Source organism: Sphingomonas sp. (assembly GCF_025362505.1).
Classification (GTDB): Bacteria; Pseudomonadota; Alphaproteobacteria; order Sphingomonadales; family Sphingomonadaceae; genus Sphingomicrobium.
This window is the reverse complement of the sequence record NZ_JANYGG010000044.1, coordinates 1-12,427: the sequence shown is the minus strand read 5'-3', so window position 1 is coordinate 12,427 and position 12,427 is coordinate 1. Positions and strand designations below refer to the sequence as shown.

Below are 12,427 nucleotides of genomic sequence, written 5' to 3'. Positions count from 1 at the left end.
AATGAGGGGCTTAAGGATGGGTTTCGAATGCGTCACTCGAACCCATGTCGGCTTGCGCCGAAAAGTGAATGAAGACAGCTTGCTGGAATGCACCGAGCGCGGACTGTGGGCGGTAGCCGACGGCATGGGCGGGCATGAGGCGGGCGAAGTCGCCAGCGCGATGGTGGTCGAGGCGCTGGCCGGGCTGCCCATCACCAGCAACCTTGAAGCCGACACCGCCAATGCCGTTTCGGCGATGATCCGCGTCAATCAGGAGCTGATCGTGCTGGCTCGCTCCGACATCCATCCGCGAACGATTGGAAGCACCGTCGTCGGCTTGATCATCCGCGACGGCCAGTATCGATGTTTCTGGGCGGGCGACAGCCGCGCCTATCGGGTGCGCAGCGGGGTCATCCGCCAGCTGACCCGCGACCACAGCCTGGTCCAGGAACTGGTGGAAGCCGGCATGATCGCTCCGGACGAAGCCCACAACCACCCCAACGCCAACGTTATCACTCGTGCGGTCGGCGCAGCCGAAACGCTCATCGTCGATACGGTTGGCGGCGATGCGCGACCGGGCGATCAGTTCCTACTGGCCAGCGACGGGCTGACGCGGCTTGTCGATGATGGGGAAATGCGCGACGAAATGGCCGAATTCGAGCCGTCTGAAGCCGCCGGGAAATTGCTCGACGCCGTCCTCGTCCGCGGCGCGCCCGACAATGTCTCGCTGATCATCATCAAGGTGGTTTGAGGCGACTTTGGCTCGCGAGAGCCGCGAGTACGATCATCGCGCGGCGCTCGGGCGTGCGGGGCGAGCCACGCTAGTTTGATTCCCACGGTTAAGATGATCCTTGCTTAAAAACCCTCACCAGCTCCTTGCGGTATTCAAAAGACTGAAAAATATCCGGTCGTCGGGTCTGTTGCCGAACCGCAAAGGCTGATAACGTTCTTCATATGTCCAACATATTTCAGCCGTCACGTGCTGCGGCACTGGCTGCGCTTGAAGCGTTCTTGCCGCATGCCGGGCGACAATATGCCGGGCAGCGCAATTTCGATCATGGGCCGACTGATCGGACAAATATCTCAATGCTGTCGCCCTACATTCGGCATCGGCTGATTACCGAGCAGGAAGTGATCAAACGTGTCCTCGCGCGACACCGTTTCGTCGATGCAGAAAAATTCATTCAGGAAGTTTGCTGGCGGACCTATTGGAAAGGCTGGCTCGAGATGCGCCCAGCGGTTTGGACGCAATACCTGGCCGAGGTGGACAGCCTGACCCGGTCGGCGGAATATCATGCCGCCTGCGCCGGTTCGACCGGCATCGCGTGTTTTGACGCATGGACGGTGGAGCTGAAGGAGGCCGGCTATCTCCATAATCATGCGCGGATGTGGTTTGCCAGCTTGTGGATTTTCGTGCTCGGCTTGCCATGGCAGCTTGGTGCCGACTTCTTCCATCATCATCTGATCGACGGTGATCCTGCTTCGAACACGCTGTCATGGCGCTGGGTGGCGGGGTTGCAGACGGCGGGCAAAACCTATCTCGCCAAGGCCGCCAACATCGCCAAGTTTACCAACGAAAGATTTACCCCCGATCCGTTTGTCTATGTCGCGGGCCCGCCGATCGAGTCACCGATAGCCAGCGTTCCGATCGCGGACACGCCGCCGTTGCCGAAAGGCGCCGTCGGACTGCTGCTGACCGAGGAGGATCTTCACCCTGAAAGCCTTGAGCTTGGCGATCTGCGCGTGACCGCACTGGCTGCGGCACCCATGCCGGCAACCCGGTCGGCGATGGTTGCGGCGTTCATGACAGCTGCGCTTGACGAGGCTCTTTCGAGAAACGCCACTCTGTTGCGCGTCCCCGGTGCGATGCTGGACAAGTTTGATGGCGCCGCTTTGATCCGTTGGGCCGAGGCACTTCGGCTCACGGCCATCGCCACGCCCTATGCCCCGATTGGACCAGTCGGCAGCCAGCTGTCGGCAGTTGCTGCGGAGCTTGCCTCAGCCGGCGTCGCGCTGGTGCCCGTTCGCCGGGCTTGGGACAGCGCCGCATGGCCGCATGCATCCAAGGGATTTTTCGCATTCAAGGACAAGATCCCGGGGTTGATCACGACGTGACGATCCAGCTTGTCTGGTTCAAGCGCGACCTGCGGTTGATCGACCATGCTGCCCTGGCTGACGCGGCACGCTGCGGGCCGGTGCTCCCGCTCGTCATTGTTGAGCCCGATTATTGGCAGTTGCCCGACACGTCCGCGCGGCAATGGCAATTCTGGCGCGGTTGCATTGCCGAATTAAGCACGCAAATCGCTACTCAAGGCGGACAACTGATTATCCGCAGCGGAAAGGCGATCGAGGTCCTTGACGAGCTGCGTCGAGCGTTTGGAACGTTCGATCTTTGGTCGCACGAGGAAACCGGCAATGGCTGGACTTTCGCGCGCGACCGGAAAGTCAAGGCGTGGACCAAGGCTAATACAATTCCCTGGGCCGAGCGGCAACAGTTTGGCGTGCATCGCGAGCGCAGGCTCAATCGCGACCATTGGGCCAAGCGCTGGAATACAATGATGCAGCAGCCGATCGCTTCGACGCCCGACATCATCTGGGCTGAGCCCGTCGCTTCGGACCCGCTGCCGACGTGCGACATGCTCGGCCTTGCTCCGGATGGACTTGTTCATCTGCAGCAACCGGGCCGCGCGGCGGGCGTCGCCTTGCTGCACAGTTTTCTGTCCGAACGGGGCGAGCATTATACGCGTGAAATGTCGTCGCCTGTCACTGCCGAGCAAACCTGCTCTCGGCTTTCGCCCCATCTGGCTTATGGCACGCTTTCGGTGCGCGAAGTTTATCAGGCGGCGCAACAACGTGCGGCGCAACTGGCCCGGGAGCGGCCAGCGAACCATAGCATCTGGGGACGATCGATAAGGTCTTTCACCGCCCGGCTTCACTGGCATTGTCACTTCATCCAGAAGCTTGAGCGAGAGCCCGCGATCGAGTGGGAACCATTCGCCAAAATCTATATCGGTATGCGACCTCGGCCCGGCGATGCCGCGCATCTTCAAGCGTGGAGCGAAGGTCGTACGGGGTATCCGTTCATCGATGCCGCGATGCGTTATCTCAACGCAGTCGGCTATATCAATTTCCGGATGCGCGCGATGCTGATGTCGTTCGCGACCTATGATCTGTGGCTTCCGTGGCAGGAGGCCGGACTGGTTCTCGCGCGCAAGTTCGTCGATTTTGAACCCGGGATCCATTGGTCGCAATGCCAGATGCAATCGGGCGAAACCGGCATCAACACCGTCCGGGTCTATTCGCCAATCAAGCAAGGCCATGACCAAGACCCGAGCGGGGATTTTATCCGTGCGTGGGTTCCTGAACTGGCGGGTGTGGCCGGCGCACTCGTGCATGAGCCATGGCGAATCGATGTCTTCGCCAATGCTTCACCCTGTCCCGGCTATCCCTTGCGGATCGTGGACCACAAGGCAGCGACCGAGCGCGCCAAGAACGAGATTTTCAGTCGTCGCAAATCGGCTGAAGCGCGTGCCGAAGCCCAAGGCGTATATATCAAACACGGGTCACGCGCGGGACTCAGGGCACGGCGTGGTGCAAAGGCGCGTGCGCTCGAGCCCAAGCTTGCGGCTCCTCAATTTTCGCTGGATCTGTGACATGGCCAAGATGCGCAAGAAATCAGAGCTGCCCAGCAAGATCTGCCTATCCTGCCAACGCCCTTTCACGTGGCGCAAAAAATGGGAGCGCGACTGGGACGAAGTAAAATATTGTTCGGACAGGTGCCGCGGGACCGGCCGCCCGGCCTGAGCCTCCGTCGCCGTCGGGCCTTACAAATTGGACAGAAACCGCTTGGCATCCTGAGCGATCGCCAGCTTTCGGTCATCGGCGAGCTTGTCGTAGGTCCGATACATTTGGGCCATCCGCGGATTGCGGCGCAGGCGTGCCTCGTGCCGCACTAGAAAATCCCAATAGAGGTAGTTGAACGGGCAGGCCTTGGCGCCATTCTTTGCCTTCACGTCGAAACTGCAGTTTTTGCAATAATCCGACATGCGGTCGATGTAGGCCCCGCTGGCCGCATAGGGCTTGGATGCAAGCAGGCCGCCATCGGCGAATTGGCTCATGCCCAGCGTATTCGGCAGCTCGACCCATTCATAAGCATCGGCATAAACCGCAAGATACCATTGATGCACCGCGTACGGATCGACGCCGGCTAGCAGTGCGAAATTGCCCGTGACCATCAGCCGCTGGATATGATGGGCGTAGGCTTCCTCGCGCGTCTGGACGACGCAAGCGCGGACACAGGCCATCTCGGTGTCGCCGGTCCAGTAGAAATCAGGCAGCGGCCGTGTCGCTTCCAAAGCATTATTGGCAATATAATCAGGCATTTTTAGCCAGTAAATGCCGCGCACATATTCGCGCCAGCCGATAACCTGGCGAATGAAACCCTCAGCCGCGTTAAGCGGTACGTGCCCCTTACGATAGGCAGCTTCAACAGCGCGGCACACACTGAGTGCATCAAGCAATCCGCAGTTGATGTAGAGGCCGAGAACCGCATGGCTGAGGAATTTTTCCTTGAGCAACATGGCATCCTGAAAATCGCCGAAGCGGGCGAGCGCGTGGTCGATGAAATGCGCCAGCGCTACCTGAGCATCGGCCCGCGTCGCTGCAAACCAAAAAGGTTCAAGATCACCGAAATGATCAGCAAAGCGCTCGGCAACCAGCGCCAGCACCTCCGCTGTCAGTGCGTCCGGGGCGAAGCGCGGTACCCCCGGGAAATGCTGCTCACCTCTGGCGGGCTTGCGATTGTCATGATCAAAATTCCATTTCCCGCCTTCCGGCTGGTCGCCATCCATCAGCAGCCCGGTTGCGCGGCGCATGTCGCGGTAGAAATATTCCATCCGCAACGTTTTGCGGCCCTCGGCCCAGGCGGCGAATGCCGAATCGCTGCACAAGAAGCGATCATCCGACAAGATCGTTGGTTGGCATGGCCAGCCTTGCATGTCCTCGAGCAAGCGCCACTCGCCCGGCGCGGTGATCGTGACCGCGATCGTGCCATGCCGCTCGACTGCGCGCGCGACTTCGCCCCGCAATGATCCACAATTTTCGGTATCGTCCAGAGCCACATAATCCACAGTCCAGCCGGCCTGCCGCAATTCGTTGGCAAAATGACGCATGGCGCTGAAGATGAACGCTATCTTCTTTTTGTGATGGCGAACGTAAGTAGCTTCCTCGGCCACCTCGCACATCAGGATGATTGCGGCCGCTTTATCGGCTTGGCGCAAGGAGGCAATATCGGGCGACAGTTGATCGCCAAGAATCGGGATCAGCTGGGATTTCAACAGCGCTTGTTTTCCGGTGATCCCTGCGCCTTACAAAGGCCTGGGAAGGGGTGGTGGAGCCGTGGGGGATCGAACCCCAGACCTTCGCAATGCCATCGCGACGCTCTCCCAGCTGAGCTACGGCCCCAATGTCAGCGCCATTAGGCGATGTTTCCCCCGCTGGAAATGGGAAAAATTATCGCGTGGCGTGTTTGGCTAGCCTGCACCGGCCGGGGCCAGTGCAGGCTAGCCAAACTTAATGCTCATCCTCTTCGGCGCCGGTCGGGACGCCGAGATCGTCGTCGCTCGTCGTCAGGTCGACCTCGTCGTCCGGCGAAGGCTCTTCGTCCTCGTCGGGCACCAGATCCTCGGCGCCGAGATCCTCGTTGGCGTCCTTGAGCTTGTCGGGCGCCTGCGCCGTTTCGAACGCCTGCGGCTGCTTCGACTTCAGCACCGCGTCGGGCGAGAAGGTCGCGCCGCACGCGATGCACGTGACGGGCTCGTCCTTGCCGAGATCATAGAAGCGGGTCGAACATTTGGGGCAAGTGCGCTTGTGACCCCATTCAGGTTTGACCATCTGGCCGCGTCTCCAATGTTGTAGTGAGGGACGGCAGCGAAAGGCGCCGCCCGGTCAGTCGCCGGCGCCTTGCCATAGCCCCGGCCCCCTGTCAAAGCGCCTGGCGTGAGCCAAGCGCGTCCCCTGCTAATCACTGTCGATGGTCCCGCCGCCAGCGGCAAGGGCACGATCGCGCGGGCGCTGGCGGCGCATTATGGCTTGCCGCACATGGACACCGGGCTGCTGTATCGTTCGGTCGCGCTGAGCCTTTTGCGCTGGGGCGGCGACCCTGCGAGCGAGTTCGAAGCGGTCCGTGCGTGCAAGACCGGGCTGGTGCCGCCCGACGATCCCGAGCTTCGGTCGGAGATCGTCGGTGAGGTGGCGTCGCGCATTTCTGCCTTCCCGGCGGTTCGTGCCGCGTTGCTCGACCGGCAGCGCGACTTCGCCGACCAGCAGGGTGGAGCGGTGCTCGACGGGCGCGACACGGGGACGGTCATCGCGCCGCACGCGACGGCGAAGCTGTTCGTCACCGCCAGCCCCGAGATCCGCGCGCGCCGCCGCACCGACGAGCTGGTCGCGAAAGACAAGCCGGCGCATTTCGACGAGGTGCTGATCGACATCAGGGCGCGTGACGAGCGCGACGCGGGCCGCGAGGCGGCGCCACTGTTAATGGCGCAGGATGCGGAGTTGCTCGACACGGGCGAATTGCAGATCGACGAAGCGATTACCGCCGCCATCGCGTTGGTCGAACAGCGCCGCTGACCGCTGCCTGATGGCGCGCCTCGCGAAATTGGTTAAGGCGCGGACGATGGGTGGCTTGCAAGACTATCGCGACCAGCTCGAGCATCTTGCGTCGATCGACCGCATTCGGTCGCTGCGGCCACGGGTGGGGATCGACTTCGCCTCGAACGATTATCTTGCGCTCGGCGCGGCGCCGCGCCTTGCCGAGGCAGTGCGCGAGGCGATGGCGCGGGGTGTACCGGTCGGGTCGGGCGGTTCGCGGCTGCTGCGCGGGAATGATCCGGAGCATGAGCTGATCGAGGCCGAGGCGTCGGCCTTTTTCGGGTCGCAATCGGCACTGTATTTCTCGAGCGGGTTCGCCGCCAACACCGCCTTGTTCGCGACGCTGCCGCAGCGCGGCGACCTCGTCGTCCACGATGCGCTGATCCACGCCAGCGCGCTCGACGGCATGCGGATGGGGCGGGCCGAGGTAACCAGCGCGGCACATAATGACCCCGACGGGTTCGACGACGCGATCAAGCGCTGGCGCTCGGCGGGCGGGATGGGGAGGGCGTGGATCGCGGTCGAAAGTCTTTACTCGATGGATGGTGACCGGGCGCCGTTAGTCGATCTGGCTAAGGTCGCGGCGGCGCACGATGCGATGCTGGTCATCGACGAAGCGCATGCCACGGGGGTGTTCGGGCGCGACGGGCGCGGCCTCGCCGACGCGATCCACGATGCCGACAACGTCGTCACGCTGCACACTTGCGGCAAGGCGCTCGGCTGCGAGGGAGCGCTGTTGTGCGGGCCGGAGCTGCTGCGCGACTTCCTTGTCAACCGCGCACGCCCGTTCATCTTCTCGACCGCGCCGTCGCCGCTGATGGCGAGCGCGGTGCGTGAGGCGCTGCGGATCCTGGTCGATGAGCCTGAGCGCCACGCGGCGTTGTGGCGGCTTGTCGCACATGCCGAACGAAAGCTGGCTCCGCTTGGGATCGCGCCGACCGGATCGCAGATATTGCCGCTGATCATCGGCGACGATGGCGCGACGATGCGCGCCGCGGCGGCGCTGCAGGCGGCCGGGTTCGATGTCCGCGGCATTCGCCCGCCGACCGTCCCGGCGGGGACATCACGGCTGCGGATTTCGCTTACCCTCAATGCGAAGGAGGCCGACGTGAATGCACTTGCCGATGCGCTGAAGGTGGCCCTGTGACCCGGGCTATCATCGTGACCGGGACCGATACCGACATTGGCAAGACGGTTTTCGCCGCAGCCCTCGCCGGGGCGCTCGGCGCCACATACTGGAAGCCGATCCAGGCCGGTTTCGACGATGGTACCGATCGCGAACGGGTCGTCGCGCTGGCGGGTGCCGGGCTGAGGGCAACGCTCCCTGAAGCCTATTGCCTGAAAACGCCCTGCTCGCCCCACCGTGCCGCCGAGATCGACGGGCTCGCAATCGACCTCGATCGTCTGATGCTCCCGCCCATTAACGATCTGGTGGTGGAGGGGGCAGGGGGCGTGCTCGTCCCGATCGTCCGCGAAACCCTCTTCGCCGACCTGTTCGCGACATGGGGAGCGCCGGTGGTGCTGGTCGCGCGGACCGCGCTCGGCACGATCAATCACAGCCTACTGTCGATCGAGGCGCTCCGCTCGCGCGGTGTGCCGATCCTCGGGATCGCTTTCATCGGCGAGGCGCAGGAGGATAGCGAGGCGACCATCTGCCGGATCGGTCGGGTGAGGCGGCTTGGACGCCTGCCGAGAATCGACCCGCTCGAGCCCGCCGCGCTCGCCGCTGCCTTCGCCGCCAACTTCGACCTTGCGGACTTTGCGTGAGCGGATCGCCGATCTGGCATCCGTTCACCCAGCATGGGCTGGGCGAGCCGATCCCGCTCGTAACCCACGCCGAGGGCGCCGCGCTCTACACCGCGGACGGCCGGCGGATCATCGACGCGATTTCGTCGTGGTGGGTAACGACGCACGGTCACCGAAACCCGCGGATTATGGCGGCGATCGCCGAGCAGGCGCACAAGCTCGACCAGATCATCTTCGCCGGTTGGACTCACGAGCCGGCCGAGGAGCTCGCGCGCGGCCTACTGGCGATCCTCCCGCCAGCGCTGACCCGCGTCTTCTTCTCCGATTCCGGGTCGACCAGCGTCGAGGTCGCGCTGAAGATGGCGCTCGGATACTGGCTCAATATCGGCCAGCCGCGTCATCGCCTGCTGGTGATCGAGCACAGCTATCACGGCGACACGATCGGCGCGATGTCGGTTGGCGCGCGCGGCGCGTTCAACCGCGCCTATGAGCCATTGCTGTTCGACGTCGGCACCATTCCCTTCCCGGCATCGGGCGCCGAGCAGGCGACGCTCGACGCGCTCGAACGCGAATGCCGCGACAGGCCCGCCGCGCTGATCGTCGAGCCGCTGATCCTCGGCGCGGGTGGGATGCTGTTCTACCCGGCGTGGGTGCTGACCGAGATGCGGCGGATCTGCGCCGCCCACGACGTGCTGTTCATAGCCGACGAGGTGATGACCGGGTGGGGCCGGACGGGGACGCTGACCGCGTGCGAGCAGGCCGGTGTCGTGCCCGACGTAATGTGCCTGTCGAAGGGCCTTACCGGCGGCGCGGTGCCGTTGGCGGTGACGCTGGCGAGCGAGGCGATTTTTGAAGCGCACCGCTCGACCGATCGCGCGAAGCTGTTCTTCCACTCGTCGAGCTATACCGCCAATCCGATGGCCTGCGCCGCCGCCGCCGCCAACCTCGCGATCTGGCGGGAGGAGCCGGTGCTCGAGCGGGTCGCATCGCTGGCGGCGCGGCAGGCGACGCGGTTGGAGGCGCTCGCCGGATTACCTGGAGTCACCAACTCCCGCGCGCTCGGGACGATTACCGCGATTGACCTCGAAACCCGCGACAAGGGCTACCTCTCGGCGCTCGCCCCGCGTCTTCTTGCCCACTTCCGCGACCGCGACCTTCTGCTTCGCCCGCTCGGCAACACGATCTACGTCATGCCGCCCTATTGCATCGACGACGCCGACCTCGACGCCATCTACGTCGCCATCGCTGAGGCAGCCGGCCTTTTCGCCTGACGCTTTCCTTGCCCTTTGCCCCTTGCTGGGCTAAGCGCGCTGCCGTCCGGCGGGAGTGTCTCGCGGGCGGCCCGTCTTTTGGCGAGCGCGGCTTGGTCGGTGGTCCTGAGGGCCGCCGGGTCCGGGTGCGCCGTTTGCTGTTGGCGCTCCTCCCGTATTTCGCACCCAATGGATGCCGCGCCGGCATGGGGTCGTCGCGGCGGACAGGGTTTCACCAAAGTCCGCTCGACGGAAGCCGACCATGTTGGTCCGGCCAGCGGCCGAAACGCTTTTTGAAAGACCACCTTTTTTATGGCCACAACGGCATTTCCGACCCGCGACGATTTCGCGGCAATGCTCAATGAATCGCTTGGCGGCGAAAACGAGTCCTTCGAGGGCAAGGTCGTCAAGGGCATCGTCACCGCCATTGAGAACGACCTCGCCGTCATCGACGTCGGGCTGAAGTCCGAAGGCCGCGTGCCGCTGCGCGAATTCGCCGCGCCGGGCCAGAAGGCCGAACTCAAGGTTGGCGACGAAGTCGAAGTGTTCGTCGACCGCGTCGAGAACGCCAGCGGAGAAGCGATGCTGTCGCGCGACCGCGCCCGCCGCGAAGCCGCGTGGGACAAGCTGGAGAAGGAATTCGAGAAGGCCGAGCGCGTCGAAGGCACGATCTTCGGCCGGGTCAAGGGCGGCTTCACCGTCGATCTCGGCGGCGCCGTGGCGTTCCTGCCCGGCAGCCAGGTCGATATCCGCCCGGTGCGCGACGTCGGTCCGCTGATGGACCTGCCGCAGCCGTTCCAGATCCTCAAGATGGACCGCCGTCGCGGCAACATCGTCGTGTCGCGCCGCGCGATCCTCGAAGAAACCCGCGCCGAACAGCGCTCGGGCCTGATCCAGACCCTCGCCGAGGGTCAGGTGATCGAAGGCATCGTCAAGAACATCACCGATTATGGTGCGTTCGTTGACCTTGGCGGCATCGACGGCCTGCTCCACGTCACCGACATCAGCTACAAGCGCGTCGGCCACCCGTCGGAGCTGATCAACATCGGTGACACGGTCAAGGTGCAGATCATCCGCATCAACCGCGACACACAGCGCATCTCGCTCGGCATGAAGCAGCTCGAGAGCGATCCGTGGGAAGGCGCCGCAGCGAAATACCCGATCGAGGGCAACTTCACCGGCCGCGTCACCAACATCACCGAATACGGAGCGTTCGTTGAGTTGGAGCCGGGCATCGAGGGCCTCGTCCACGTCTCCGAGATGAGCTGGACCAAAAAGAACGTCCATCCGGGCAAGATCGTCTCGACGTCGCAGGAAGTCGAAGTCAAGATCCTTGAGGTCGACGAGGAGAAGCGCCGCATTTCGCTCGGCCTCAAGCAGGCCCAGTCGAACCCGTGGGGCGACTTTGCCGAGAAGCACCCCGTCGGCAGCCAGGTCGAGGGCGAAGTCAAGAACGCCACCGAATTTGGCCTGTTCATCGGGCTCGACGGCGACGTCGACGGGATGGTCCACATGTCGGATATCGCTTGGGGCGTCACTGGCGAAGAAGCCTTGGCGCTTCATCACAAGGGTGAGACGGTCAAGGCCGTCGTGCTCGACGTCGATGTCGAAAAGGAGCGCATCTCGCTCGGCATGAAGCAGCTTGAGCGCGGCGGGGTCGCCGCTGGCGGCGCCGGCACGTCGGGCGGTTCGGGCGTCAACAAGAACGAGACAGTCACCGTGACCGTGCTCGAGGTTCGCGACGGTGGGCTGGAAGTGCAGGTCGGCGACGACGGCGTGACCGGCTTCATCAAGCGCACCGATCTTGGCCGCGACCGCGACGAGCAGCGCCCCGAGCGCTTCCAGGTCGGCCAGAAGTTCGACGCGCAGGTGACCGGCTTCGATCGCTCGAAGAAGCCGACCTTCTCGATCAAGGCGCTGCAGATCAGCGAAGAAAAGCAGGCGGTTGCGCAGTATGGCTCGTCCGACAGCGGTGCATCGCTGGGCGACATTCTGGGCGAAGCGCTCAAGGCCGCCAAGAAGTAAGTCTGTAAAAAGCGCGGGCGGCCGTTCGCGGCTGACCGATCACGGAGCGGCGGCGCGGCGGAAAGGCTTGCGCCGCCGTTCTTTTTTTGACAACTCTAGACGTATCGGCTTGGCGGGAACCGAGCTTAAGCGAAGTTAACGGGCGGGGACCATGATTCGATCTGAACTGGTGCAGAAATTGTGCAGCGATTTCCCCGACCTCACGCAGCGTGAAGTCGAAAAAGTTGTCGGCGCATTGTTTGATTCGATCACCGGGCAATTGGCCGAAGGCGGGCGCGTGGAGCTGCGCGGGTTCGGCGCCTTTTCTACCCGGAGCCGCGATGCCCGCGTCGGCCGCAATCCACGTACCGGCGAGCCGGTCGAAGTCTCGGCCAAGCGCGTGCCCTATTTCAAACCTGGCAAGGAAATGCGCGAACGGCTCAATCTCGGCGAAGTGAACGCCGAATAGCTTGACCCAGACGGCGTACCGGGCAACCCCCGTGCAAGTGCGGACGTGGCGGAACCGGTAGACGCTGGAGACTTAAAATCTTCTGCCCTTTGGGCGTGCGGGTTCGAGTCCCGCCGTCCGCACCAAACTGGAAATTCATCTGCGAGAAAGGGCCAACGCCCTGTAAACCCAGATCGGAGGAATATCTTATACCAAGACTCTCTGATTAGAACCGATGCGCCCAAGTTCGCAGCCCGAGGGACATGATGCGCCACGGTTGGTCGGTGAGACGGTTCCAGGCGAAGCAGCAGTGATCAAGGATATCGTCGTAGGATTTGAAGACGCG

The 12,427-nt window shown here is 63.3% G+C and carries 12 protein-coding genes, 2 tRNA genes and 1 pseudogene; 11 read left to right on the top strand and 4 right to left on the bottom strand.

All coding sequences use genetic code 11. From position 1 onward, the window contains the following. Positions 1-16 precede the first annotated feature (16 nt). From Q0R27_RS03645 to Q0R27_RS03630, 4 genes are all read left to right on the top strand, one after another. Positions 17-730, top strand: a complete 714-nt coding sequence (locus tag Q0R27_RS03645; RefSeq protein WP_293940974.1) for a protein phosphatase 2C domain-containing protein — start codon at positions 17-19, stop codon at positions 728-730. Positions 731-1,065: 335 nt separating this feature from the next. Then, positions 1,066-2,094, top strand: coding sequence for an FAD-binding domain-containing protein (locus Q0R27_RS03640; RefSeq protein WP_293940973.1), 1,029 nt, complete (start codon positions 1,066-1,068; stop codon positions 2,092-2,094). After that, entirely contained in the window at positions 2,091-3,632 is a 1,542-nt protein-coding gene (locus Q0R27_RS03635; RefSeq protein WP_293940971.1) for an FAD-binding domain-containing protein, read from the top strand. Before Q0R27_RS03640 ends, Q0R27_RS03635 begins: the two co-directional genes overlap by 4 nt. A 1-nt stretch (position 3,633) precedes the next feature. Next, positions 3,634-3,783, top strand: a complete 150-nt coding sequence (locus Q0R27_RS03630; protein ID WP_293940969.1) for a DUF2256 domain-containing protein — start codon at positions 3,634-3,636, stop codon at positions 3,781-3,783. 20 nt (positions 3,784-3,803) lie between these two features. Here Q0R27_RS03630 and Q0R27_RS03625 read toward each other — a convergent pair whose 3' ends face one another. The 3 genes from Q0R27_RS03625 to Q0R27_RS03615 form a co-directional block, all read right to left on the bottom strand. Then, on the bottom strand, positions 3,804-5,315 hold the full coding sequence (locus tag Q0R27_RS03625; RefSeq protein ID WP_293940967.1) for a cryptochrome/photolyase family protein: 1,512 nt from the start codon (positions 5,313-5,315) through the stop codon (positions 3,804-3,806). A 51-nt stretch (positions 5,316-5,366) separates the two neighbouring features. Then, positions 5,367-5,442: transfer RNA gene (locus Q0R27_RS03620), tRNA-Ala, on the bottom strand. A gap of 108 nt (positions 5,443-5,550) precedes the next feature. Then, positions 5,551-5,871 carry a TIGR02300 family protein gene (locus Q0R27_RS03615; protein ID WP_293940965.1) on the bottom strand — a complete coding sequence of 107 codons (321 nt, stop codon included), beginning with the start codon at positions 5,869-5,871 and terminating at the stop codon, positions 5,551-5,553. A 123-nt stretch (positions 5,872-5,994) separates the two neighbouring features. Here Q0R27_RS03615 and Q0R27_RS03610 point away from each other — a divergent pair, with 123 nt between their 5' ends. From Q0R27_RS03610 to Q0R27_RS03580, 7 genes are all read left to right on the top strand, one after another. Further along, positions 5,995-6,612, top strand: a complete 618-nt coding sequence (locus tag Q0R27_RS03610; protein WP_293941071.1) for a d(CMP) kinase — start codon at positions 5,995-5,997, stop codon at positions 6,610-6,612. 46 nt (positions 6,613-6,658) lie between these two features. Next, positions 6,659-7,780: an 8-amino-7-oxononanoate synthase gene (locus tag Q0R27_RS03605; protein WP_293940963.1), complete on the top strand. Its 1,122-nt coding sequence runs from the start codon at positions 6,659-6,661 to the stop codon at positions 7,778-7,780. Then, a complete protein-coding gene (gene bioD, locus Q0R27_RS03600) occupies positions 7,777-8,400 on the top strand; it encodes a dethiobiotin synthase (RefSeq protein ID WP_293940961.1) in 624 nt (207 codons plus the stop codon). Before Q0R27_RS03605 ends, bioD begins: the two co-directional genes overlap by 4 nt. Continuing rightward, positions 8,397-9,650 carry an adenosylmethionine--8-amino-7-oxononanoate transaminase gene (locus Q0R27_RS03595; protein ID WP_293940959.1) on the top strand — a complete coding sequence of 418 codons (1,254 nt, stop codon included), beginning with the start codon at positions 8,397-8,399 and terminating at the stop codon, positions 9,648-9,650. Before bioD ends, Q0R27_RS03595 begins: the two co-directional genes overlap by 4 nt. A 291-nt stretch (positions 9,651-9,941) precedes the next feature. Next, on the top strand, positions 9,942-11,654 hold the full coding sequence (rpsA, locus tag Q0R27_RS03590; protein ID WP_293940958.1) for a 30S ribosomal protein S1: 1,713 nt from the start codon (positions 9,942-9,944) through the stop codon (positions 11,652-11,654). Positions 11,655-11,805: 151 nt separating this feature from the next. Next, positions 11,806-12,102: an integration host factor subunit beta gene (locus tag Q0R27_RS03585; protein WP_293940956.1), complete on the top strand. Its 297-nt coding sequence runs from the start codon at positions 11,806-11,808 to the stop codon at positions 12,100-12,102. Between the two features lie 39 nt (positions 12,103-12,141). After that, positions 12,142-12,227: transfer RNA gene (locus Q0R27_RS03580), tRNA-Leu, on the top strand. Between the two features lie 80 nt (positions 12,228-12,307). Here the strand turns inward: Q0R27_RS03580 and Q0R27_RS03575 are convergent. Then, positions 12,308-12,427, bottom strand: a pseudogene (locus Q0R27_RS03575) (IS630 family transposase); the annotation flags it as partial.

Excerpts from the sequence above, each read along its gene's own strand:
- Q0R27_RS03605 (WP_293940963.1), top strand. The coding sequence starts at position 6,659 with ATGGGTGGCTTGCAAGACTATCGCGACCAGCTCGAGCATCTTGCGTCG.
- Q0R27_RS03630 (WP_293940969.1), top strand. The coding sequence starts at position 3,634 with ATGGCCAAGATGCGCAAGAAATCAGAGCTGCCCAGCAAGATCTGCCTA.
- Q0R27_RS03640 (WP_293940973.1), top strand. The coding sequence starts at position 1,066 with ATGCTGTCGCCCTACATTCGGCATCGGCTGATTACCGAGCAGGAAGTG.
- rpsA (WP_293940958.1), top strand. The coding sequence starts at position 9,942 with ATGGCCACAACGGCATTTCCGACCCGCGACGATTTCGCGGCAATGCTC.
- Q0R27_RS03645 (WP_293940974.1), top strand. The coding sequence starts at position 17 with ATGGGTTTCGAATGCGTCACTCGAACCCATGTCGGCTTGCGCCGAAAA.
- Q0R27_RS03615 (WP_293940965.1), bottom strand. The coding sequence starts at position 5,871 with ATGGTCAAACCTGAATGGGGTCACAAGCGCACTTGCCCCAAATGTTCG.
- Q0R27_RS03585 (WP_293940956.1), top strand. The coding sequence starts at position 11,806 with ATGATTCGATCTGAACTGGTGCAGAAATTGTGCAGCGATTTCCCCGAC.